Annotated in this window: 25 protein-coding genes; 16 read left to right on the top strand and 9 right to left on the bottom strand. The window is 44.3% G+C overall.

Features of this window, described 5'->3' with window-relative positions; all coding sequences use genetic code 11:
- Window positions 1-371 precede the first annotated feature (371 nt).
- The gene (locus IM462_RS08225) at window positions 372-620 is read right to left on the bottom strand and encodes a DUF29 family protein (protein ID WP_287700779.1); all 249 of its coding nucleotides are present in this window, start codon (window positions 618-620) and stop codon (window positions 372-374) included.
- Window positions 560-802: a DUF29 family protein gene (locus IM462_RS08220; RefSeq protein WP_287700765.1), complete on the bottom strand. Its 243-nt coding sequence runs from the start codon at window positions 800-802 to the stop codon at window positions 560-562. The genes IM462_RS08225 and IM462_RS08220 overlap by 61 nt, the downstream gene beginning before the upstream one ends.
- Before the next feature lie 389 nt (window positions 803-1,191).
- Between IM462_RS08220 and IM462_RS08215 the strand changes: the two genes are divergently transcribed.
- A complete protein-coding gene (locus IM462_RS08215; protein WP_287700767.1) occupies window positions 1,192-2,064 on the top strand; it encodes an FkbM family methyltransferase in 873 nt (290 codons plus the stop codon).
- Here IM462_RS08215 and IM462_RS08210 read toward each other — a convergent pair.
- Window positions 2,050-2,184 carry a hypothetical protein gene (locus IM462_RS08210; protein WP_272948742.1) on the bottom strand — a complete coding sequence of 45 codons (135 nt, stop codon included), beginning with the start codon at window positions 2,182-2,184 and terminating at the stop codon, window positions 2,050-2,052. The genes IM462_RS08215 and IM462_RS08210 overlap by 15 nt on opposite strands.
- Window positions 2,185-2,613: 429 nt before the next feature.
- Between IM462_RS08210 and IM462_RS08205 the strand changes: the two genes are divergently transcribed.
- The 3 genes from IM462_RS08205 to lpxC all read left to right on the top strand — a co-directional run bounded on the left by IM462_RS08205 (window position 2,614) and on the right by lpxC (window position 6,742).
- Window positions 2,614-3,492 carry an Hpt domain-containing protein gene (locus tag IM462_RS08205; protein WP_287715058.1) on the top strand — a complete coding sequence of 293 codons (879 nt, stop codon included), beginning with the start codon at window positions 2,614-2,616 and terminating at the stop codon, window positions 3,490-3,492.
- A 271-nt stretch (window positions 3,493-3,763) separates the two neighbouring features.
- Entirely contained in the window at window positions 3,764-5,851 is a 2,088-nt protein-coding gene (locus IM462_RS08200; RefSeq protein WP_287702994.1) for a BamA/TamA family outer membrane protein, read from the top strand.
- 78 nt (window positions 5,852-5,929) lie between these two features.
- A complete protein-coding gene (lpxC, locus tag IM462_RS08195) occupies window positions 5,930-6,742 on the top strand; it encodes a UDP-3-O-acyl-N-acetylglucosamine deacetylase (protein ID WP_287702992.1) in 813 nt (270 codons plus the stop codon).
- Here the strand turns inward: lpxC and IM462_RS08190 are convergent.
- On the bottom strand, window positions 6,723-6,950 hold the full coding sequence (locus IM462_RS08190; protein ID WP_287703000.1) for a DUF2887 domain-containing protein: 228 nt from the start codon (window positions 6,948-6,950) through the stop codon (window positions 6,723-6,725). The two genes, lpxC and IM462_RS08190, sit on opposite strands and share 20 nt — an antisense overlap.
- 48 nt (window positions 6,951-6,998) lie before the next feature.
- On the opposite strand from IM462_RS08190, the gene IM462_RS08185 reads away from it, so the two are divergent.
- Both IM462_RS08185 and IM462_RS08180 read left to right on the top strand, forming a co-directional pair.
- The gene (locus IM462_RS08185; protein WP_287702990.1) at window positions 6,999-7,196 is read left to right on the top strand and encodes a DNA-binding protein; all 198 of its coding nucleotides are present in this window, start codon (window positions 6,999-7,001) and stop codon (window positions 7,194-7,196) included.
- Between the two features lie 17 nt (window positions 7,197-7,213).
- Complete coding sequence (locus tag IM462_RS08180; RefSeq protein WP_230401049.1) at window positions 7,214-7,579, top strand: type II toxin-antitoxin system death-on-curing family toxin; 366 nt, start codon at window positions 7,214-7,216, stop codon at window positions 7,577-7,579.
- A 197-nt stretch (window positions 7,580-7,776) separates the two neighbouring features.
- Here IM462_RS08180 and gatA read toward each other — a convergent pair whose 3' ends face one another.
- A complete protein-coding gene (gene gatA / locus IM462_RS08175; protein ID WP_106909165.1) occupies window positions 7,777-9,228 on the bottom strand; it encodes an Asp-tRNA(Asn)/Glu-tRNA(Gln) amidotransferase subunit GatA in 1,452 nt (483 codons plus the stop codon).
- Between the two features lie 135 nt (window positions 9,229-9,363).
- Between gatA and IM462_RS08170 the strand changes: the two genes are divergently transcribed.
- From IM462_RS08170 to hetL, 3 genes are all read left to right on the top strand, one after another.
- Window positions 9,364-10,374: a DUF6398 domain-containing protein gene (locus IM462_RS08170; RefSeq protein ID WP_287702986.1), complete on the top strand. Its 1,011-nt coding sequence runs from the start codon at window positions 9,364-9,366 to the stop codon at window positions 10,372-10,374.
- Window positions 10,375-10,571: 197 nt separating this feature from the next.
- Window positions 10,572-10,934 (top strand): ArsR/SmtB family transcription factor, encoded by a 363-nt coding sequence (locus IM462_RS08165; RefSeq protein WP_016514338.1) that lies wholly within the window; start codon window positions 10,572-10,574, stop codon window positions 10,932-10,934.
- A gap of 53 nt (window positions 10,935-10,987) precedes the next feature.
- Window positions 10,988-11,650 carry a heterocyst differentiation pentapeptide repeat protein HetL gene (gene hetL, locus IM462_RS08160; protein WP_287702984.1) on the top strand — a complete coding sequence of 221 codons (663 nt, stop codon included), beginning with the start codon at window positions 10,988-10,990 and terminating at the stop codon, window positions 11,648-11,650.
- A 365-nt stretch (window positions 11,651-12,015) separates the two neighbouring features.
- Here hetL and IM462_RS08155 read toward each other — a convergent pair whose 3' ends face one another.
- The 3 genes from IM462_RS08155 to IM462_RS08145 form a co-directional block, all read right to left on the bottom strand.
- On the bottom strand, window positions 12,016-12,153 hold the full coding sequence (locus tag IM462_RS08155) for a photosystem II reaction center protein K (RefSeq protein WP_008206475.1): 138 nt from the start codon (window positions 12,151-12,153) through the stop codon (window positions 12,016-12,018).
- Window positions 12,154-12,203: 50 nt separating this feature from the next.
- Window positions 12,204-13,328, bottom strand: coding sequence for a tRNA guanosine(34) transglycosylase Tgt (gene tgt / locus IM462_RS08150; RefSeq protein WP_287702982.1), 1,125 nt, complete (start codon window positions 13,326-13,328; stop codon window positions 12,204-12,206).
- 80 nt (window positions 13,329-13,408) lie between these two features.
- Complete coding sequence (locus tag IM462_RS08145) at window positions 13,409-13,870, bottom strand: hypothetical protein (RefSeq protein ID WP_287702980.1); 462 nt, start codon at window positions 13,868-13,870, stop codon at window positions 13,409-13,411.
- 974 nt (window positions 13,871-14,844) lie between these two features.
- On the opposite strand from IM462_RS08145, the gene IM462_RS08140 reads away from it, so the two are divergent.
- Together IM462_RS08140 and IM462_RS08135 are read left to right on the top strand one after the other, a co-directional pair.
- Window positions 14,845-16,485 (top strand): DNA methyltransferase, encoded by a 1,641-nt coding sequence (locus IM462_RS08140; RefSeq protein WP_287704480.1) that lies wholly within the window; start codon window positions 14,845-14,847, stop codon window positions 16,483-16,485.
- A 179-nt stretch (window positions 16,486-16,664) separates the two neighbouring features.
- Complete coding sequence (locus IM462_RS08135; protein ID WP_287704478.1) at window positions 16,665-17,507, top strand: Rpn family recombination-promoting nuclease/putative transposase; 843 nt, start codon at window positions 16,665-16,667, stop codon at window positions 17,505-17,507.
- Window positions 17,508-17,584: 77 nt separating this feature from the next.
- Here the strand turns inward: IM462_RS08135 and IM462_RS08130 are convergent, their stop codons facing one another.
- Complete coding sequence (locus IM462_RS08130; RefSeq protein ID WP_287704476.1) at window positions 17,585-18,139, bottom strand: Uma2 family endonuclease; 555 nt, start codon at window positions 18,137-18,139, stop codon at window positions 17,585-17,587.
- Window positions 18,140-18,346: 207 nt separating this feature from the next.
- Between IM462_RS08130 and IM462_RS08125 the strand changes: the two genes are divergently transcribed.
- The 5 genes from IM462_RS08125 (at window position 18,347) to IM462_RS08105 (ending at window position 23,215) form a co-directional block, all read left to right on the top strand.
- On the top strand, window positions 18,347-18,523 hold the full coding sequence (locus IM462_RS08125; protein ID WP_002734354.1) for a DUF8621 family protein: 177 nt from the start codon (window positions 18,347-18,349) through the stop codon (window positions 18,521-18,523).
- Window positions 18,520-19,578, top strand: a complete 1,059-nt coding sequence (locus tag IM462_RS08120) for a DUF3326 domain-containing protein (protein WP_287704474.1) — start codon at window positions 18,520-18,522, stop codon at window positions 19,576-19,578. Before IM462_RS08125 ends, IM462_RS08120 begins: the two co-directional genes overlap by 4 nt.
- Window positions 19,575-20,156 carry a CPBP family intramembrane glutamic endopeptidase gene (locus IM462_RS08115; protein WP_159248382.1) on the top strand — a complete coding sequence of 194 codons (582 nt, stop codon included), beginning with the start codon at window positions 19,575-19,577 and terminating at the stop codon, window positions 20,154-20,156. Before IM462_RS08120 ends, IM462_RS08115 begins: the two co-directional genes overlap by 4 nt.
- A gap of 59 nt (window positions 20,157-20,215) precedes the next feature.
- Window positions 20,216-20,659, top strand: coding sequence for a DUF3531 family protein (locus IM462_RS08110; protein WP_079206944.1), 444 nt, complete (start codon window positions 20,216-20,218; stop codon window positions 20,657-20,659).
- A 201-nt stretch (window positions 20,660-20,860) separates the two neighbouring features.
- Complete coding sequence (locus tag IM462_RS08105) at window positions 20,861-23,215, top strand: GH116 family glycosyl hydrolase (RefSeq protein WP_287704470.1); 2,355 nt, start codon at window positions 20,861-20,863, stop codon at window positions 23,213-23,215.
- The last annotated feature ends 164 nt before the right edge of the window (window positions 23,216-23,379 follow it).

Below are 23,379 nucleotides of genomic sequence, written 5' to 3'. Positions count from 1 at the left end.
GCACCGATAGTGATTAAACCGCTGACTCATATCATTTTTCAAAAGTGATGACAGACTTAGTTGATTATTCCAAAGTGCAATTCCTCTCTGAGAGCGGAATTGCACTTTCAGATGTTAATCACGACTATTGAAAATTGGTATCAATTTCTTTTTCAACCAGATTTTGGAATACCAGCTATTATACTAAATCCGTTGAGTATAGGCTACATATCAGGAGAGGCACTCATGCAAGAGGCACTCATGCAAAACTGAGAATAAATAATCAGTTTTTAATAACCGGATTTAGTATTAGTTGTTGAGCAACTGAAGTAAGGTGGGCATTGCCCACCCTATTGTTGTATGGATGTAAGTTGGATTGCAAGCTCCAGTTTTTAACCAGGGAACCAATCTTCATCAAGAATTTTCTCAATTGTCCAAGGACAGTCAACTGGTAAAGTTAATCCACTTTTGCGGCTCGCTTTTCCCAGAGCTTTTTGATAACAATAAACAAACCGTTCTAAGGCATGATTGTAGATTACCTTAGAGCGAAACAGCAAGCTCAATTCCAATCTGAAATTATCTATCTCGTCTGTCCAGTGGGGTAGGTAGTAAGGATGATTCCAGTAGGCGTAAAGTAGCAGGTGACTGAGGAGTTGAATAAGAAAAGAAAGCTTTCTGCTTTGTATTTGCGTTCATCCACCATTTCCTCTAATTCCTCGGCTAAAGTTTGCCAATCTAAAGTATTGCGATCAGGCGATCGCAGTTTTGCTGCTTGGTCTTGCAGCCAAGCTACATAGTCTTTTTCATATAGGGTTTCAGCCATTAATTTTACCTCTATACTAATCTTTTTTTATCCTATCAAAATATACATCTCATTGTATAGCTCAAGCACCAAGAAAATGCTCGTTATTGAAATATTACATCCCATCATGCAGTCAATAGACCTCTGGTAAAAATCAAAAATTGTTGTTAGGGTTAGTGCGATGCCGAAGGCACTGCGTAGCAGTACGCCATCGCTGTAGGGTGCGTTCCCTGATGTGGCTCCTACCGCTGCACCGATAGTGATTAAACCGCAAAGTGCGGTATTGGGTTTTATTGAGGGGGTGTTAGACCGATGGGGGTGGGATATTAGGACAGAGGGGGTGGCTCGACCGCAGAGAGCGCTATAATTAATATTTAGATGCCTCCATGGCTAACTTGAAGTGAGAGTATATGTTTAAAGAAACTACTTATTTGCATAAGTTCAGTTATTTTCTTGGATTGGTTCGAGAGATTGGTGACTGGAATTTCCTATACCGCTATGTAATACGAGGATTTTATAAAATAACCAAGCTCAACCAGAAAATGGTTCTATTTAATAATGTAGAAATGACTCTGCCCTATGATAGTCGATTCGGAACGGAAATTTTCCTCAAGGGAAGCAAGTTAGATTGGGGATCTGAAATTATCCTTCATCGGTTCTTAGATATTAATAAAGACTTTATTGATGTTGGGGCTAATATTGGTTATTATAGTTTACTGGCTGCTCCTTCATCTAATCAGGTTTATGCCTTTGAACCCGATCCGAGAATGGTTGAACACTTAAAGAGAAATCTTTCCCAGTTTCAAAATTGTCATATTCTAGAAGAAGCACTTTTTTCCGAGCCTGGCACTATGGATCTTAATTTGAACTCAATGCCTGAACTAAATTCGCTGGTTAGGTATAGTCCCCAAGAGAACAAGGTGACAGTCAAGGTAAATACTTTAGACAAATTGATGTCTGATTATCCGTTACTAAGTGTTTCCTGTATCAAAACAGATGCTGAAGGAGCAGACTTCGATATACTAATGGGTGGCAAAAATCTTCTCATTCGAGATCAGCCTTTGGTCTTGTCGGAAATTTATCCGACAAACAAGCTCCTTGAATTCCTTAAATCTATTGAATTTACCTGTTTTGCTTTCGTCAAATCTAAGGATGAGAATGGAGATAATTTCCAACCAAAATTCATCAAGATTGAAACAAAACCGATCAACTCTCGCATTAAAATGATTTTCTTAGTTCCTCCTAGGCTCTTGTCAAGGTTTGAAGAGCTAAAAGATGTCTAACACTTCGCCACCGCGGACGAAACAGAGCTTATTTCTAGGATAGCGATCATCATAGCTATAGGGTGCGTTCCTTGATGTGGCTCCTACTGCCGGACCGATAGATTTTGGGGAACGCACCATGCTCATTAAACATCTCCAAAAATTATAACCTGATCACAGCCTGCTTTGGGTCTATATACTAACTAAATAGTTCGATAGCTCAAATGTATATCTATCGTTGCTAATTCAATTTCACTGAAAAAATATCAGGGCTCTTCTCGACTTTGTGTGATAATTTTTGCTTATGGAATCTTGAAATGCTTATCGGGCAAGACGTTTAGGGCTATTTTAACGTTCGGCGATGACTTCGGCGTGAGATCAGTAGTTCGACAAGCTCACTAACACGAACGCTCAGTCGAGCCGAGGAAGAAACTATCAGTATAGACCTCGTTTCCACACATAAACCAGAAGAGCTGCCAGTTTTCCTAGCCATTGCCTCATAACTGATATATTTCCTGAAAAACTGGGCAATCTAGGACTAGACAGCATCGTGATAAAGGGGATAAGACTTTGGACTCTGCTAACGCTCAGAAAATTCTCGGCTATTTCATCGAAGAAGCAAAAGAACACCTGGAAACTTTGGAACAGGGGATTTTAGACTTAGGCAATCTCGTCAACAACAATGAACAGATGAACGAGATGTTTCGTGCCGTCCATTCCGTCAAGGGGGGGGCGGCCATGTTAGGTTATGGCAGTATCCAAAAAACTGCTCACCGTCTTGAGGATGCTCTTAAAATACTGAAAGAAAATCCTATAGAAGTCGATCAAAAATTAGAGTCTTTGTTCCTCAAGGGTTATGATCTGCTTCAGATATTGATCGATAAGCTGCAGAGTCCCTTGGGTTTGCAAGGCGAGGAAGCTGACGCTATCGTTAAAAACGGTGAAGCGACTTTTGCCGAATTACACGCCCATCTTCACTATCTTCTGGGCCAAGGAAAATCGACCCCAGCTATTGCGGCGGCCTCTTCTATTTCTATCAGCGTCAGAGATATCCTCAAACAGATGTTACAACTGTTCAAACAGCAAGAAACCAGCGCTTCCCGTCAGCAATTACAAAAATTAATTTTACCTCTGTCTAAATTGGCTTCAGAACAGCAACAATGGCAATATTTAGTTAAAAATGCCCAATCGGCCCTGGCTAACCCCAAACATTCCTATCGTACTCTCGCCCCAGTTATTATTAAGGAATTAAAACAAGCTAGTGATTTATTAGAATGGGGTCGCGGGGAAGAAATCACCGTCAGTCAAGAATTGCAATTATTAGCCACCGCCAAATTACCACAAATCCTGATTACCCTGGAACCAGAATTAGTAGCTAGTACCCTGCTGCAAATGTTCAATCGCCAACAGGTCTCGCAACTGGTACAGTTATTACAAACGAGACGTTAACAGCTGCCCCGGCGTAACTAATTGTGCGCCAACCGAGGTGGCAATAATCCTCGATGGTGAATTGGGATAGAGCCAAACCAGAAAAAGCTAAGATATGGCAAGATAAAAACTTAATGCTGACGGCTGACCAATATCAGACCTAAGGCAGCATCTCTTGAGTCACCGGTCAAGCCGGGATTTACTGAGAGTAAGCGATCTGCTAGAGTTTTAACGTTGGTTAAATTTCTCGGGCAGAGAAAACAAACAAAACCATAATGGTGTTACTGGGTGTGTGGAAGTGCTTAAAAATCTCAATTTTTCGAGGCGATACTCCTCGCTGGCCCTGCTGCTGGCTATTTTCGGATTATTTCACGGGACGGTCATGGCCCAAGAAGAACCCCCAGAGACGGTTTTTCCCCGCGTCGAGCAGCTAGTACAGTCTCCTCCTGCGACGGGAGAAACTACTCCACCCGTGGCACCGGCACCGGAAACCCCGACGGAAACCCCAACGGAAACCCCAACCCCTCCAGAAACTCCCCCAACCTCCCCACCAGCGCAGGCCGAGGAGTCGCGAGTTTTGGTGGCTGAAGTGGTAGTACAAGGGGCCGATCGAGAATTAGAAAATCTAGTTTATAATACCATTCGCACCCGACCCGGACGAAGCACGACTCGATCGCAACTACAAGAAGATATTAACGCCGTTTTTGCCACGGGATTTTTTGCCGATGTGCGTGCAGTTCCCCAAGATACGCCCCTAGGGGTGCGAGTTACCTTTGAGGTGCAACCTAACCCCGTTTTTCAGGGTGTACAGATTCAAATTGCCCCGGAAACCGTGGACAAATCGATTTTACCTGCCGGGGTGGTCGAGGAAATTTTCGCCAGTCAATACGGCAAAACCCTGAATTTGCGGGAATTACAGGCGGGGGTCAAAAAAATCAATGACTGGTACAGCAAAAACGGCTATGATCTAGCCCAGGTGATTGGTGCGCCGCAAGTCACTCCCGATGGTCGGGTGATTCTGGTCATTTCCGAAGGTTTAATCGAAAAAATTCAAGTACGTTATTTTAACGTCGAACAGGAACCGGTCAAGGCTAAAACCAGAGAATTTATCATTACTAGGGAAATGCGCCTAAAAGCGGGGGATATTTTCAACCGCAATACTGCCCAACAGGATTTACAGCGTGTTTTCGGTCTCGGTTTATTCGAGGATGTGCGTCTGTCTTTTTCCCCCGGCAGCGATCCAAGGGAGGTGATTGTTAACGTCGATGTGGTAGAAGGTAATACTGGTTCCCTGGCTGCTGGGGGCGGTATTAGCTCGAATGCGGGCTTATTCGGCACTGTCAGCTATCAACAGCGCAATTTTGGCGGTAATAACCAAACTTTAGGGGCAGAAGTCCAGTTAGGGGAACGGGAATTTTTATTTGATCTGAGTTTTTCCGATCCTTGGATTGCCACGGATAATTTCCGCACTTCCTACACGGTGAACGTTTTCCGGCGACAGTCGATTTCTCTGGTTTATGATGGGGAAGATTCCTCAATTCGGACTCTTAACGACAATGATAGTCCCCGTATCGTCCGGACGGGTGGCGGTATTACTTTTGTCCGTCCTTTGGCCCCTGATGTGTTTACGAAACCAAAATGGGTGGTTTCCCTAGGCTTTAACTATCAACAGGTACAGGTGCAAAATGCCAATGGTGACATCTCCCCTCTGTCTGCACCTCTCAACGGTTTTGGCAGTCAACAACTGTCCTTTAGTTCCTCTGGGATCGATGATCTACTTTCCCTAAATATTGGCGCTATTCAAGATTTTCGCGACAATCCCCTGCAACCCACCAGTGGTTCCTTCCTGCGTCTAGGTTTAGAACAAACTATCCCAGTCGGTTCTGGCAGTATTTTCGGCACTCGTGTTCGGGGTAGTTACAGTTACTTTATCCCCGTTCGCTTTATTAATTCCTTTAATCTCTTTGAAACCGATATTTTTAAAGGTCAGCAATCCCTCGCTTTTAATGTGCAAGCAGGGACAGTATTAGGCGATTTACCCCCCTACGATGCTTTTATTGTGGGGGGTAGTAACTCTGTACGGGGTTACGCCGAGGGAGAAGTGGGTAGCGGTCGCAGTTATTTCCAAGCGACGGCCGAATATCGTTTTCCCATTGTCGCCATTATCGGGGGGGCTTTATTTGTCGATTTCGGCACTACTGTTGGTTCCCAAGGGGATGTCCTCGGTCAACCCGGGATTGTCCGGGATTTACCCGGTACCGGTCTCGGTTACGGTTTGGGTGTTCGGGTACAATCTCCCGTCGGCCAAATTCGGGTTGACTACGGTTTTAATGTCGATGGTGGTTCTCGTCTCCATTTCGGTATCGGGGAACGATTCTAATCAGTTATCAGTTATCAGTTATCGATAAATTTAGTTCTTTTTGTTGTTCACTGATAAAAGCTTTATTACTTGATAATTATGGTTTCTACTATCTCTAAACAATTTGAATTATCGGGAATTGGACTGCATTCGGGGGAGATAACACGGGTGCGCGTCTGTGGGGCAAATCCAGGGGAAGGACGTTATTTTGTCCGCAGAGATCTAGCCAATCAACCGATTATTCCCGCTCTAGTTTCTTCGGTTTACCAAACGACTTTATCAACAGAATTGGGACAGGGAGAAGCAAAGGTTAGAACCGTTGAGCATTTATTAGCGGCCTTAACCGCTTTGGGGGTAGAGGATGCTCGCATTGAGGTGGATGGTGCGGAAATTCCTCTCCTTGATGGTTCGGCCAAAATCTGGGTGGCAGCGATCGAAAATGCCGGTTTAAATAACTCTTTTTCTCCATCAGATTTAACTATTTCTCAACCGATTTGGTTGTACGAAGGAGATGCTTTTGTAGCGGCGATTCCTTCCCCTGAATTACGTTTTACCTACGGCATCGATTTTACCTATAAACCGATCGGTAATCAATGGTATAGTTGGAGTCCTGATCAAGAAAGTTTTCGAGATGCGATCGCGGATGCCCGGACTTTCGGTTTTGCCGATCAAATTGAATATCTGCAAAAGGCTGGTTTAATTAAAGGAGGCAGTTTAGAAAATGCTTTGGTCTGCGATCAAAATCAATGGTTAAATCCTCCTTTACGCTTTGATAATGAGCCAGCAAGACATAAATTATTGGACTTAATTGGTGATTTGAGTTTACTGGGAACCATTCCCACCGCTCATTACATGGCTTTTAAAGCCAGTCATAAACTTCACGTTCAATTAGCTAAAGCAATTCAGGGTTAATTAGGGTTTGCGGCAAAAAGTTTTTCGTGGGGGTAGGGTGGAGGGATTCCCCTTCCCTTAATTCCTCGAGATAAAAACGTAAAATCCTGCCTGAGTTGATTAACTCCCCATAACGAGCAGTCTCTACGCTTTCCACTGAACGCCGAGGATAAATAACTACTCCCTGCCAGTTGTTGCTTAAGTCCGTTTGGTGGAGATAGAGGAAGATCTCACTGAGGTTATAATGTTAAATATTTAGACTATTGAGAGGTTTTTAATGGCTTCCATTACTGTTAATATCTCAGATGAGCAGTTTCGACGATTACAACAGTTAGCTCAGAACAGTCAAGTTTCCCCTGAAGACTTACTCAGTGCCAGCATAGAAGATTGGTTAGCTTGTCCTGAAAACGAATTTACTCAAGCATCAAGCTATGTACTCAAGAAAAACGCTGAACTTTATCGTCGTTTAGCATGATACGCTATCTAACATTAGTGGAAGTCCTCGATTTACATCATCAAATTATTCAACAGTCCCAAGGAGCTATGGGTATTCGTGACCTAGGTTCTTTAGAGTCTGCTATTGCTCAACCACGCATGACATTTGGCGGGCAGGATCTTTATCCGACAATTGTTGATAAAGCTTCAGCTTTGGGATTTTCAATTGTGATGAATCACCCATTTCTTGATGGCAACAAGCGCACTGGTCATGGGGCAATGGAAACATTTCTTGTGTTGAATGGACTGGAGATTAATGCTTTTGTAGATGAGCAAGAACGAGTCATTTTAGCTTTAGCCTCTGGTGAATTAGAACGTGTTGCCTTTACCAATTGGTTACGGCAAAACGTTGGAGCAAGCTAACACCGTGTTGGATTCGACCTTACCAAAGTGATTTATAAAAGCCAAAGTTTGGCGGCTGCCGCTCAACTTAGAATGGGATGACGAATTAACAGCTTTTTCGGTAACTTTTCCCCAATTAAGAGAAGACTTGAGACATTTTCAGTGTTGCTGATTTTTACTTGATGGCTACCGGCAAAAGATAGCCACCAGCAATTGTATCAATTTGTAAAAGATGGTTGACGTTTGTGCCAATCGGTGGCCTGTTCGTAGGCGTGGGCGACGTGAAATAATTGATCTTCGCGCAGCACATTACCCACTAATTGTAAACCAATCGGCAAACCTTGCCCATCAAAACCGCAGGGAAGACTTAACCCGGGTAAACCGGCTAAATTGACGGGAATAGTCATTAAATCCGATAAATACATACTCAGAGGGTCCGCCGTTTTTTCCCCAGCTTTAAAAGCTGTGGTCGGTGAAGTGGGAGAAACTAACACATCTACCGATTGAAAAGCTCGATCGAAATCCTCTTTGATCAAAGTCCTCACCTTTTGCGCTTTCAGGTAATAAGCATCATAATAACCCGCCGAGAGGGTATAGGTTCCCAACATAATCCGGCGCTTGACTTCCGCACCAAAACCCTTGGCGCGAGTCTTGGTGTACATATCAATCAAACTATCGGCATCTTCCCGAATACCGTATTTAACCCCATCGTAACGGGCTAAATTCGCCGATGCTTCCGAGGGGGCGATAATGTAGTAGGTGGGCAATCCGTAACGGAAACGGGGACAGGAAATCTCTTTAATTGTGGCACCGAGGGCCTTTAACTGCGCTAAAGCTTGATTAACTGCCTCGGCAACCACCTGATCCAAACCTTCCCCGAAAGTTTCCTTAATTACGCCAATTTTTAGCCCTTTTAAACTGGTTTTCAGGAATTGGCTATAGTCGGGAATCGGCAGATTGAGACTGGTGGAATCTTGGGGATCGTAACCTGCGATCGCTTGTAATAAAATCGCCGCATCTTCCACAGTACGACCAAAAGGACCAATCTGATCAAGAGAAGAAGCGTAAGCCACCAAACCAAAGCGAGAAACCAAGCCATAGGTCGGTTTTAGCCCAACAACGCCACAAAATGAAGCTGGTTGACGAATTGAGCCACCGGTATCCGATCCTAGGGCCACCACGCATTCTTGAGCGGCCACAGCCGCAGCCGAACCCCCGGAAGAGCCTCCAGGCACCCGGGATAAGTCCCAAGGATTAGCAGTAACGTGATAACCGGAGTTTTCGGTGGAACTCCCCATGGCAAACTCGTCTAAATTGGTTTTACCGACGATAACTGCCCCTAAATCTCGTAATTTTTGGGTAACGGTGGACTCGTAGGGGGGGACAAAATTCTCTAAAATCCGAGAAGCGCAGGTGGTGGGGATACCCTTGGTGCAGAGATTATCTTTTAGCGCGATGGGAATACCTGCTAACAGATGCAGAGATTCACCCCTGGCGATTTTCTCGTCCACTTTTCGGGCTTGTGCGAGGGCTAAATCCGGGGTTAAATGGAGAAAGCTTTTTACTTGTGGTTCGAGCGCTTCGATGCGAGCGAGAAATTCTGTAGCGATTTCGACGGCTGTTTTTTCTTTATTAACGAGTTGTTGATGCAGTTGACGAATCGAAGTCATGTTCAGTTACCGGTTACAACCACCGTCAGGAGCAAGCAACAACCCCGGACAGCAAAGACTATTTTAGCGTCAGTTTGGCCGTCGGTCAGCTAATCCCCTAAAATTAAAGGAAAGCCTCGGAGAAAAACTAGAGTTATGACTTTTAATATCCGACAATTAGATAATTTAGACTACGATGAAGCCGAACCCTTATTAGAAGATTATATTACTGGAGCGATCGAAGAATATATCAATTCGCCAGAAGGACAGGCCTATTATCAAGAAAAACAAGAAGGTGGTGGTTGGATTGCCACCTTTATCGAGTGTGGCTATCTCTATGAAAGTTATACCCTTGCTACCATGACTAAGGCAGATGTGCAGATCTTAATGGAGAAGATTTTACCACGCAAAATTACTGTCCTCGATCCGACGGAAACGGAAGATGCTATCCCTGAATTAATTAGTTTTTGGCAATTTCTAGGACGAGAATATAAATTAACTCAGGCTAAGGCTATTATTAAATATTTAGAGCAATTAGGAGATCGCTTTAGTCAACTGATGAACAATCCCAACAGTGGCGGTTTTATGAAAAATCTCCTGTTACAAGCGCATCAGCAGGGTTTTGATATCACCAGTCAGGAGGGTTTAACAGCTTTTCAAGAAAAATATAATGCTGAACAACGCGCCAAACAGCAAGCGGCAGCAATATTGAAACAAACGCCTCCAGTTGTTCCTAAATCGGAAAATGTTCCCAAGGCAATGCAGGCCAAATATCAAGAAATTATCGATATTACCGATAAATTTGCCGCTCAATATCTTAATGAAGAATACGCCCAACTTATTCGCCAATTAACCGCAACTTTAGCTCGTAAGCGTCCCTCTCCCCTAGAAAAAGGTAAGGCTAATTCCTGGGCTGCTGGCATTACTCACGCCCTAGGAATGGTCAATTTTCTCTTCGATCCTAGTCAAAATCCCCACATTTCGGCCACAGAACTTTATCAGGCTTTTGGGGTTGCTCAAAGTACAGGACAAGCTAAATCAAAACAAGTGAGAGATTTACTGAAGATGTCCTATCTTGACTCAGAATGGGCTTTACCAAGCAATTTGGAGAACCATCCTAGCACTACGGTCCGGCAGTTAATCAGTACCATGCTCGGTGATAATTAGGGTTTGCGGCAAAAAGTCTGTTGGTGGAGTTAGGAGGCACTCTTGCAGCAGTAGATTCCTGAATGACCCAATCTCGATCTAGTTTGCCGACTAGACTCTAGTTACCCTTCCAGTTAAACTATAGTAGTCAATAGTTATAAAGTTTTAAACGATCACCTATTGTCAGCCTTTTTAACTGGTCACTTTATTACCCACCTATGTTAGACAGTTTCTCCCCCCAAACCTCTAGCGTCGTCCTCGCTTCAGTGGCGGACTATTTCAAAGTCCTGTCGGAAGTCAGTCGCCTACAGATTCTCAGTTGCTTGCAATTAGGCGCGATGAATGGTAAAGAAATCGCTGAAGCTACCGGACTAGGTCAAGCCAATCTCTCCAAACACCTGAAAGCTTTAACCCAAGCGGGAATTATCTCGCGGCAACCCCAAGGAGTCAGCGTTTACTATCAAATTACCGACCCCGTGATCTATGATCTCTGTAAGGTGGTTTGCGATCGTATTAGTCAGCAAATGCGTCAACGGGCCAGAGAATTCGAGAGTCTGCCGGCTTTCCATCTCCCTAAATAAAGATTACCAAACCCTTGACATTTTGCCTCAATTATGATAGTGAAAAAATTTCCATGCTCCTAGAAGAACTTTGTCAACGCTATCGGGAGGGAGAAAGAGATTTTCGGGGGATTAATTTGCGGGAAGGCGACTTAACTAATATTATCCTCCCGGGAGTCAATTTTTGCCGTGCTGATCTGCGACAGGCGCGGTTAGGAAAAATACGCCTTGCGCGATCGCTGCTGAGAGAAGCGGATTTAAGTGAGGCGATTCTTTGGGGAGCAGATTTAAGTCAAGTGGACTTTTATCGAGCTTGTTTACGCGATGCGGACTTAAGCGGGGCTAATCTGATCGAAGCCAATTTAGAAGCCGCTTATTTAACCAAAGCCGTCTTAAACGGGGTTAATCTCAACAGTGCTAATCTCCAGCAGGCCCTATTAATCGATGCGGATTTTCGCTCCACTTCCGACCAACGCACGGACTTGGGCAAAACTAACTTTTGCGGAGCCGATCTCAACTATGCCAATCTGAGCGGCTCCCTGTTATATCGAGCTAATTTCGCCGATTGCCGACTTTGCCGGGTTAATTTTCGTGCTAGTCCCGAAAGAGACGGATTTATTACCGATCTCACCGGGGCCAGTTTCCGGGGTGCGGATCTCAGTTATGCCGATTTGCGCGGGGCAATTTTAGAAGATGTGGACTTGACTGATGCTGATTTAACTGGGACTTTGTTTTAATCTGGTAAGCTTTTTGCCGTGACCAGTAAACGGTAAACAGTGAAAAGATGTCATTTCACTTAAAACTCAAATCTGCTCACTGATAACTGCTCACTGATAACTGATAATTAAGGGTCGATTTATTTAAGGCTTGCTGAATAAATCTAAAAACCTTGTTGGATAAGACTTTTAGACTTTTTTTCCCTCAAAAAGTGCCAGCCATTGCGGGGATCGGGGGGAAAATTCTGGAACTTTTTCCCTGAAAATTAGGTAACTGACTACCTCAAAATCGGTAAAACCCCACACCCCACACCCGTTCGGCTGAGCTCACGGCCGAAGCCCACACCCCACACCCTGCCCCCAGGAAAAGCTTTTTGCCGCAAACCCTATTTAAAACCGACGGATGCTTGCCAAACAAAGGCCAGCAAGAGGAAAAATAGGGGAATCAGGGGCAAGACATCGACTAAGGGGTCGAAAATTTGGTATGCTTCCGGCAATTTGGCCAACAAAAGTGCAGTTTCCATCTCTCTATCTACCTTGACAAGAAAATTTTCAAACGTTTCCTGAAATTTTATCACGTTGGGGTAACATCTACGGCATCCTCAAGCCAAGGGGCAAAATCTTGGGCAAAAGTCCCCCCTAGGATAGATTGACGAATTTCACGCGTAAATCTGATTAATTCGGCGATATTGTGCAGAGATAAGAGAATATAACCCAACATTTCCCCCGATTTAATTAAATGATTCAGATAAGCACGGCTAAAGTGTTGACAGGTGTAACAGGGACAAGTCTCGTCTAAAGGGGCGAAATCCTCCTTAAAACGGGCATTTTTGAGGTTCCAACGCTCTCCCCGCACCAAAGCCGTGCCATGGCGACCAAAACGGGTAGGAATGACGCAATCAAACAGATCTATGCCACTAGCGATCGCCTTGGCCATTTCTCCATAGGTTCCCACTCCCATCAGGTAACGGGGTTTATTTTCGGGGAGTAAAGGGGCAGTTATCCGAACAATACGATGAATTAGGCTCGTTTCTTCCCCCACACTCACGCCACCGATAGCGTAACCGGGTAAATCGAGTTTTACTAAAGATTGCGCCGCCGCTGCCCGTAAATCCTCATAGATTCCCCCTTGGACTATGGCGAATAAAGCCTGTTCTTGGGGTCGTTGATGGGCCCCCAGACAGCGCTCTAACCAGCGATAGGTGCGTTCGATGGATGCTTTCATGGTCTCATGACTGACTCCCGTGGGGGGACATTCATCGAAGGCCATAATCACATCAGCACCGAGGGCATTTTGAATCTGAATCGATTTTTCTGGCGTAATTTCGATGATTCTACCGTCCCGGGGCGATCGAAAGGTGACTCCCGATTCTTTAATTTGCCGCAGTTGACTGAGGCTAAATACCTGAAATCCACCCGAATCTGTTAATATTGGCTGATTCCAAGCCATAAACTCGTGTAAACCTCCCGCTCTCTCGATAATACTTTCTCCTGGCTGCAGATGCAGGTGATAGGTATTAGCCAGAATCATTTGCGCCCCCGTGCTGGCGATTTGAGCGGGGGTCAAACCTTTCACCGTGGCCAAGGTTCCCACGGGCATAAAACGGGGTGTTTCTACCGGTCCGTGGGGAGTATGCCAAACCCCAACCCGCGCACCGGTTTGGGGACACCTGGCGGTTAATTCAAAGGAAAATCCCACTGTTTCAGTTATCAGTTATCAGTTATCAGTTATCAGTAACCAGTTATCAGTTATCAGTTATCAGTATTTTTGCTCACCGCCTAAAAGGGGCAATCGTTGTCGTCTTCGTCTTCAAACTGCACATCCCACTTAGCAGAAAGTACCTGAGTAACCATGGCTTCGAGGGTATCGGCATTGAAACGGGCTTTCATCTCGGGGTCTTGCAGTGGATTACTCAGGGGAATTAGCCGTAATTGCCGATTGTCTTGGATCAGATCAAAATAGGTTTCACCGTCGGGAGAGCGGGTTAAACGCAGACAATCGAAGCTATAGGTATTTAGATAAAGACTGTAGTTAGCAACTAGGGTGCTTTGCTGATAATCGGCGAAAACTTCCACTATCCATCCCTCCCCTTCACTCTGAATCACCCCCTCGAGACTATGGATGTAGCGAACTCGTCCGAGATCATCGAGGAGACGACGCATATCTTCTTTAGCGATTACCACGCCAGAATCAATAATACAGGGGGCGGGCAGGGGCTGTGAGGGCGGATGATAGTTCATAGGGATTGCCAGTAAAAAAATTTCCGTTAATAACCCACCGGAGGGGTTTCCACCGATTCCTGTTGCAATTTTTTTCGGGTTACGTCTCGATCTTAACCCAATCCGCTAGAACTTTTCACTGTTACTTAAGATTAAGACCGAAGATCGATGATTAATTTCTACTTACTAAATATTTACCTAAAATGTCGGCTTGAAGGAACCCTCGGTTTTACCCTATCCCTTGTGGGTATCTTTCTTAACAATTTTGTCAGTAAGCACTCCAACCCTTATCGTGACTTGATTTCAGTTTTTTCTTTGTCAGTAAGGGTGTCAACAAGGAATATTACAGATTGTTAACCGAGTCTTGAAAGCCTTGTGCTACAAAGGTTTGAAATGTTAAGAAAGATGTGACTAATGGACAGCTTATCAAGGGGGGCAGGGGGGATCGAACCTAAAATCCATTTTTAATTTAATTAAGTAGGTAGGCGTTAAAAGTTGTCAGACACCCCCCTTATCAAGGGGGGATTAAGGGGGGATCGGCACCCCCCTTATCAAGGGGGGCAGGGGGGATCGAACCTAAAATCCATTTTTAATTTAATTATAACCAGCTACTTAATTCCTCTTGACAAAATCCCAGCACTTGACATATACTTATTTATATAATGGGAATCCGTGCCTGCCTGCGACCCCCTCATTTTCAGGCTAAATAGACTTAGGAAAATTAAATTTATTTCCGTCTCCTGGTGAGACTATTGTGGGCTGCCTCTCAGTGCTTTTACCATTGGTACAATCATATTATTCTGCGGAGCGATTGCAGAGGATAATTTCTCTTGACAAAATCCCACTGTGGGGAAATATCTAGATTAAATTTTGGGCGCACATGATGCGCTTATTGTAATTAGTACAATAATATTATTCTCTGGAGCGATTGTATTCGTCCTCTTTAAGGGGGAATAATAATACAATTGAGAATGCAGTCAATCCCCTTAATCTCTATGGTCAATAAACTATACTACGGTGATAACCTAGAAGTGCTTCGGAAATATATCAAAGATGAATCGATCGATCTTTGTTATATCGATCCACCCTTTAATTCTAAACGCAATTACAACCAAATTTATAACAACTTAGGCAAGGAAGATCAAGCACAAGCACAAGCGTTTGTGGATACCTGGACATGGGATAATCACGCTAACGAAGCTTTAGAAGAAATTCAAAGCAACTATCAAGGTAAATTTACCGGTCAGACTATCGATTTAATTGACGGTTTAACCAAAGTTTTAGGTAAAGGCAGTCTTCTCGCTTATCTGGTGAGTATGACTCTGAGGATTGTGGAAATCCATCGAGTTTTAAAATCTACTGGTAGCTTTTATCTCCACTGCGATCCTACTGCTAGTCATTATTTAAAAATAGTTTTAGATACTGTTTTTTGCTCTCAGGGGGGTGATTATATTGCTGAAATTACTTGGGAAAGAACATCTGCTCATTCAGATTCCAAGACTTTTGCTAATACCACTGATGTTATTTTTTTATATTCCAAGCGAATTTTGATGTTTAATCAACAATTTAAGCCATATTCAGAAGAATATCTGAAAAAATATTATAAGCATCAAGATGGCAAAGGAAGATTTTTAGATAGAGATTTGACTGCTGGGGGACTGTCAGGTGGTGGTTATAACTATGATTGGAAGGGAATTAAAAAGCTGTGGAGATGTCCTATAGAAACAATGCAAAAATACGAAGAAAAAAATAAATTATATTACACAAGAAATGGTACTCCTAGATTAAAGCAGTATTTAGAAGAAATGCCTGGAGTACCACTGACAAATTTATGGAATGATATTCCTCCAATTAACTCACAAGCATCTGAAAGATTGGGTTATCCCACACAAAAACCGGAGGCATTGTTAGAAAGAATAATCAAAGCAAGTAGCAATAAAGGAGATGTAATTTTAGATGCCTATTGTGGGTGTGGAACGACGATCGCTGTAGCAGAGAGATTAGAAAGAAACTGGATTGGAATTGATATAACCTATCAGAGTATTAGCTTAATGTTAAAGCGATTAGAGGACTCCTTTGGTAAAAATGTTTTAGATAAAATTGAACTGAATGGTATTCCCAAAGATCTAGAATCAGCCAAAGCATTAGCCACTAAACCCGATGATCGTACCCGCAAAGAATTTGAGAAATGGGCGGTTTTAACCTATAGTAATAACCGGGCCGTGATTAATGACAAAAAAGGGGCAGATAAAGGAGTCGATGCTATTGCCTATTTTCAGGGAGATAAAGACAACCGGGAGAAAATTATTTTTCAAGTAAAATCCGGTAATGTCAAATCGGGAGACATCAGAGATCTACAGGGAACTATGACACTACAAGGGGCAGCCCTGGGTATATTTATCACCTTGAAACCCCCTAGCAAAGATATGATACAAACAGCCAAATCTGCGGGAATTTATCGCGGTCGTTATATGAGTCAAAGTGTGGATAAAATTGAGATTGTGACAGTACAAGAAATCCTTGAACAAAAAAAACGTCTCGATGTTATCCTCACCTTTGAAGTCCTGAAAGCTGCCGAAAAACAAAGGGAAACCCAAGGACAACAAATGAGTTTAGATATACCCTTCCCCGAATAAATCTCCTTTGTTTAAGTAGCTAGGTATTAAGTAGCTGGTTATAATTAAATTGAAGATAGATTTTGGGTTCGATCCCCCCTACCCCCCTTGATAAGAGGGGATTGAGGGGGGATTGAGGGGGAATAGGGTGATAATTTTGTTAAAATATAGGTCAGCCTTAACCTAGAATTGAATTGAAAATGTATGATTCTACCTGTAAATTTATCGCCCTTGAATATTCGAGAGACTTGGCCACTTGGTTACTGGGTAAACCCTTAGAATTAACAGAAATTAAACCCTCGGAATTATCCCTAGAGCCAATTAGAGCCGATACTTTAATCTTTTTGGAGTCGGAAGAATTAATCTTACATATCGAGTTCCAAACCGACCCTAAAGAAGATATTCCCTATAGAATGCTAGATTATGCCACCAGACTCTATCGACGCTATCCCCGTAAACCTATCCATCAAGTGGTTATTTATCTAAGGAAAAGTGACTCCCCCACAGTCCGACAGAATGATTATAAACAAGGGAAAACCTCTCATCAATTTGAAGTGATTAGACTTTGGGAACAACCCTCGGAACCCCTATTAAAGGCCCCCGGACTGTTTCCCTTTGCCATACTCGCTCAAGCTGAGAAACAAGAAAACTTACTGCGGCAAATTGCCCAAGAAATCGAGCAAATCAGCGATAGTCGAGAACAAAGTAATCTGGCCGCATCTACCGCAATTCTAGCCGGGTTAGTATTAGAGAAAGACATCATCCAACGATTATTGAGGAAAGACATCATGAAAGAATCCGTTATCTATCAAGAAATCTGGTCGGAAGGTTTACAAGAGGGACGACAAGAGGGACGACAAGAGGGAGAAGCTAACCTAGTTTTACGTCAATTAAATCGGCGTGTAGGGGACATTTCCCCCGAATTATTGCCCAATATCCGCAGTCTTGACCTAGAACAGTTAGAAAACTTGGGAGAAGCTTTGTTAGATTTTCAGTCACTACAAGATTTAGAAGAATGGCTGGAAAATTGCCGAGCTAGTTAGTACAAGTAAACTAAATGCTGTCTATCCATTGCCATGGAAGCAGCAAGCTCTCAACTCCCTTGAGAGTAGTTAACACTTTAATCTATTCCGCGGTAGAGATCGGCGATGGCTAACTCTAGGTTAATACTGGGCAGGATCACCCGATCGCCTGTCTCGTAAATAGTCGTTTCCCATATCCCCAGAGAATTACGACGACGGCATTCCACGCGCTGGATTTCTTGGGAAATTAATACATATTCTTCTAAAGTTTCTATCTGTTGATAATCTTGGAATTTTTCGCCCTTGTCAAAAGCGGCCGTACTGGGGGAAAGCACTTCCGCAATTAGTTTCGGATAGCGTTTCAGATAACGATCTTGGCGATCGCGCGGATCGCAGGTAACAAAAGCATCGGGATAGTAATAAAACTGATCTTGATAGTTAACCTTGACATTACCCGAGTAAAACCGACAGTCTGTAGAGTCGCCGAAATGCAGGTTAACCAGAGCGAGTAGATTAAGGGCAATGCGATCGTGATTATCCGTACCGCCGGCCATCGCATAAACCAAACCACGTCGGTATTCATGACGGATCTGACTCTGGCGCTCGATAGCGAGATATTCTTGGGGACTGATGTAGTTGGGAACTGCGATCATAATCTCTAGGGGAAAGCCTAGTATCAATTATAGTACGAGAATGGCTAAGGCTCTCCTATTCTTTGTGTGATCAGTTTAACTTATATGGCGGCGATCGATCTTTGTGTCCTTTGTCTCTTTGTGGTTCCTGACCCAGAGGGCTGATAAACCAGCGCAAGAGGGCAAAATCTTGATAAACTAAGGGGATAACTATCCCAGACAATCCCCATGACCACTCACTTTATTAGTGCCGAAATCGACCTACAGGAAACCCCGCAACAACTGCAGCAAGAAATCGAAAAAGAATTAGCCAAACGCGGTGAACCCTTGCGTTGGGCAATCACAGAAGTGGATACCGAGAATAATCAAGTCAAAGTCGAAGCGATTGTCACCACTGCCTCGTGAATTCCCGTCCCTATACCGCCGTACTAATTATTCCCACCGGCATCGGGGCAGCGATTGGCGGTTATGCTGGGGATGGCATTCCCGTGGCCAGAGCGATCGCCCAAGTTTGCGATCGCCTAATTACCCATCCCAATGTCCTTAATGGCGCACAACTGTACTGGCCCCTAGGCAACACCTACTATGTAGAGGGTTACGCTTTAGATCGTTTTGCCCAGGGGGATTGGGGATTAAGTCCCGTCCATCAAAATCGCATCGGGTTACTATTCGATCGCGCCATTGAATTTGACCTCTTGCAAAGACACCTTCAGGCTGCCGATGCTGTCCGGGCTACCCTGGGCTTAGATCTCACCGATTACGTTATCACCGATGCCCCCTTAAATGTGCAGTTGCGAGAGGCAGCCTCCGGGGCAAGTTGGGGAACAATTGGCAATCCTGACAGCTTGCTGCGGGGAGCAGAAAAACTGATTAACCAGGGCCGGGCGGAAGCGATCGCCATTGTTGCCCGTTTTCCCGACGATCCCGATAGCATTGCCCTGGCTAATTATCGCCATGGTCAGGGGGTGGATCCCCTTGCCGGGGCCGAGGCGGTAATTTCCCATCTGGTGGTGCGACAATTCCAAATACCAGCAGCCCACGCCCCCGCTTTAAGTCCGCTGCCCCTCGATCCGCAACTTTCCCCCAAGGCCGCAGCCGAAGAAATCGGTTATACTTTTTTACCCTGCGTTTTGGTGGGTTTGAGTCGCGCCCCCCAATTGGTCAAGCGGCCTGGTCCGGATGCTATTTGGGGCCGGGAGGTGGACGCGCTGATCGTTCCCGCCAGTGCTTGCGGCTCTAGCACAGTTTTGAGTTTTTGTCAAGAAAAAACTGTACTGGTTGCTGTGCAGGAAAATAGTACAAGAATGAAGGTGGCCCCGGAACCTCTAGGGGTGAAAGCAATTAGGGTACACTCGTATATGGAGGCGATCGGTGCGATCGTTTGTCAACGGGCAGGGGTTAGCCTCGCATCTCTTCGCCCTAATTTAAACTCTTTACGCTGTTTATCCGAGAATCCGTGACTAATTCCCCTAATCCCGAATTTGATCCCCTGACACGCACACAAGTCCTCACCATTATGGCGGTAACGGCGATTATCTTGCTGGTAGTCGCCAAAGTTTGGCAATATTTCGGTGCGATCGCTATTCCCGCCATTCGCTGGACTCTCCCAGATTTCCTATTCGGATTAGCCTTAGCGGGGGCAATTAGTGGAATTAGTGGGCTTCTCTATCGTTTTTGGTCTAGTTATCGCCATAGTGCTAACGCTTACTTAGAATTAGTCATTAAACCTTTAGCTTGGCCCGATTTAATTTGGATTGGATTACTGCCGGGGTTAAGTGAAGAATTATTATTTCGCGGGGTGATTTTGCCAGCTTTGGGTTTAAATATCTTTGGTTTAACCGTTTCTAGTCTAATTTTTGGTATCCTCCATTTTAGCGGTTCCCAACAATGGCCCTATGTTATCTGGGCAACTGTTGTCGGTTTTGCCCTCGGTTATACCGTCATCATCACCGGTAATTTATTAATCCCGATCCTCGCTCATATTATCACCAATCTCCTCGCTAGTTTTCTCTGGAAATTACAGCATAGTAATCAGTAATCAGTTATCAGTAATCAGTTATCAGTTATCAGTGACTACTCCTGTCTCCTATAAAAAAAATGGAAGTGCAATTTCGCGAATTTAATCCTTTTGATGTCTGGTTTTGGCTGGAATTTTCCACAGTTCCCTCGAATATGGAACAGCAGTATGTAGAAGAAGTTTTTGCCTCTTGGTTTTATTTGGGTAAATTAGGGGCTTTCAATGCGGAAAACCTACAGGTACAGGAGGTGGGAGTCGATATTAGTTATATGGAATACGATCCAGATATGGCCGAAAATGCCTTTATGTCACCGATGCACAATATGACCGATTTTGAATACTTAGGTACTTGGGGACGTTGTTGGTTTGATCTCGGTACTAGCGATCTTATTGCTTTAGATATTTTAATCAATGCCTTGACCCAATTAAGTAAGGATTTTGTCGATATTAAACGTTTAATTATCGGGGGAGAAAATCAAGATTGGCCAATTAGCGATCGCAGTAATTATCTCTTTAGCGAATAATTAGGTTTTACTGAAAAAGTTTCTTGGTGGGGTCAGAATTCTCCGAGTCAGGAGTTTATTTTTATTTATTTATTCTCCCCACACCCCACACCCCACACCCCACACCCGTTCGGACTTCGGCGTGAGCTCAGTCGAACGCTGAGCTCACGGCCGAAGCCCACACCCCACACCCCACTTCCCACACCCCACTTAAAAACATCTATGCTTAATCTCGTCTCCCTTCCAGAAATTCCCGCCGCTGCTTGGAAACGTCCTCTAGGCAAAGGTTGGGAAAAACCCTACAGCGTCCGCTATGCCAGCAATTTAGATGATGGTCCTTGGCATGGGATGCCTCTGGGGGGATTTGGGGCCGGTTGCATCGGACGTTCCCCCAAAGGTGACTTTAACCTCTGGCATCTGGACGGCGGTGAACACAGTTTTAATAGCCTTCCTGCCTGTCAATTTAGCATTTTTGAACAAACAGAAGACGGAAGCGCCCAAGCCTACGCTATGGCGACGGAAAGCCCGACGGATGGAACATTATCGCGCTGGTCGTGGTATCCAGCCGAAAAGGGAACATATTCTGCCCTTTATCCCCGCAGTTGGTACGAGTACAAAGATGTTTTTCAGACTCAATTAATTTGCGAACAATTCTCACCGGTTTGGGCGCATAATTATCAAGAAAGTAGTTATCCTATTGCCCTATTTGAATGGACGGCTCATAATCCCACCGATAAACCGATTACTATTAGTATTATGCTGACTTGGCAAAATACAATCGGTTGGTTTACTAACGCGATTAAATCCCCAGTGGTTAAGGTGAGAGATGATGGTAGTCCCGTCTATGAATATCAATCAAAATGGGGGGAAAGTGAGGGTAATTATAATCAATGGATTGTCGATAATTTCCGCGTTGGCTGTCTGATGCGTCGGGATTACGAAAACCCCGGAGAAGGGGATGGACAGATGGCGATTGCCAGTATTACTAATCCGAGTCTAGAGGTATTTTATCTGGGTAAATGGAACCCTGCGGGCGATGGGGGCGAAGTTTGGGACTATTTCGCCATGAATGGCTCTTTACCGGATATTGAGGACGAAACCCCCGCCCAAAAAGGGGAACAAACGGCCACGGCCATGGCGATTCGTTTTACCATTCGTCCGGGGAAAACTCGCAAAATTCCTTTTATTTTAGCTTGGGATTTACCAGTCACCGAATTTGCCGAAGGAATTAACTATTATCGTCGTTATACGGACTTTTTCGGTCGCAATGGTCAAAATGCTTGGGCGATGGTACGCACGGCTTTAAAACACGGTGATACATGGCGAGAAAATATTATTAACTGGCAAAAACCGATCCTAGAACGCACCGATCTGGCCGATTGGTTTAAAATGGCTTTATTTAACGAATTATACCTGTTAACGGACGGCGGCACTCTCTGGACAGCAGCCACGGAACAGGATGCGATCGGTCAATTCGGAGTGTTAGAATGTATTGATTATCGTTGGTATGAAAGTCTTGATGTGCGTCTCTATGGTTCCTTTGGGTTATTGATGTTATGGCCGCGCTTAGAAAAGGCCGTCATGGAAGCTTTTGCCCGGGCAATTCCCAGCAGTGACGACACTCCTCGGATTATTGGATATAATCAAGCTAGTGCCATTCGTAAGGCCAAAAATGCCACTCCCCACGATTTAGGCGCACCCAATGAACACCCTTGGCAAAAGAGCAATTACACCAGTTATCAAGATTGTAATCTCTGGAAAGATTTAGGCAGTGATTTTGTTTTATTAGTATATCGGGATTATTTATTAACGGGGGCTAAAGATGAGGATTTTCTGCGGGAATGTTGGCCGTCAATTGTCCTGACTTTGCAATATTTAAAAACTTTTGACCTTGATAATGATGGGATTCCCGAAAATTCTGGCGCACCAGACCAAACCTTTGATGATTGGCGTTTACAGGGAATTAGTGCCTATTGTGGTGGTTTGTGGATAGCGGCCCTAGAAGCGACGCTTAAAATTGGCGAAATCATTGGAGAAGATACGGCAATTTTTACCAGTTGGTTACAGCAATCTCGCGCTATTTATCATCAGACTCTCTGGAATGGAGAATATTATAATTTAGATAGTGGCAGTGGTTCCGATGTGGTGATGACTGATCAATTATGCGGTCAATTTTATGCCCGTTTATTGGCTTTACCAGATGTGGTAGAAAATCAATACACGCAATCAGCTTTAAGTAAGATTTATCAGGCCTGTTTTCTCAAGTTTCATGGGGGAAAATTTGGGGCGGCAAATGGGTTAAAACCCGATGGTACTCCCGAAAATCCCGAGGCAACTCATCCCTTGGAAGTTTGGGTAGGAATTAATTTTGGGTTGGTGGCTTTTTTATTGCAAATGGGAATGGAAAAGCAAGGATGGCAAATTACAGAAGCGGTGGTGAAACAAGTCTATGAAAATGGCCTACAATTTCGCACCCCGGAAGCAATAACATCGGTGGGAACTTTTCGTGCTTGTCATTATTTGCGCGCCATGGCTATCTGGGCTATCTATGGGGTTTTGACGGAATTTCAGGGATAAGTAGGTAGGCGTTAAAAATTATCAGACACCCCCCTTATCAAGGGTAGATCCCCCCGCCTATCGGCACCCCCCTTATCAAGGGTAGATCCCCCCGCCTATCGGCACCCCCCTTATCAAGGGTAGATCCCCCCGCCTATCGGCACCCCCCTTATCAAGGGGGGCAG

Origin of the sequence: Microcystis sp. M144S2, assembly GCF_020246065.1 — a bacterium.
GTDB classification, from domain to species: domain Bacteria; phylum Cyanobacteriota; class Cyanobacteriia; order Cyanobacteriales; family Microcystaceae; genus Microcystis; species Microcystis ichthyoblabe_A.
Note: the sequence above shows the minus strand (reverse complement) of the source record. Positions and strands in the feature narration are given on the sequence as shown.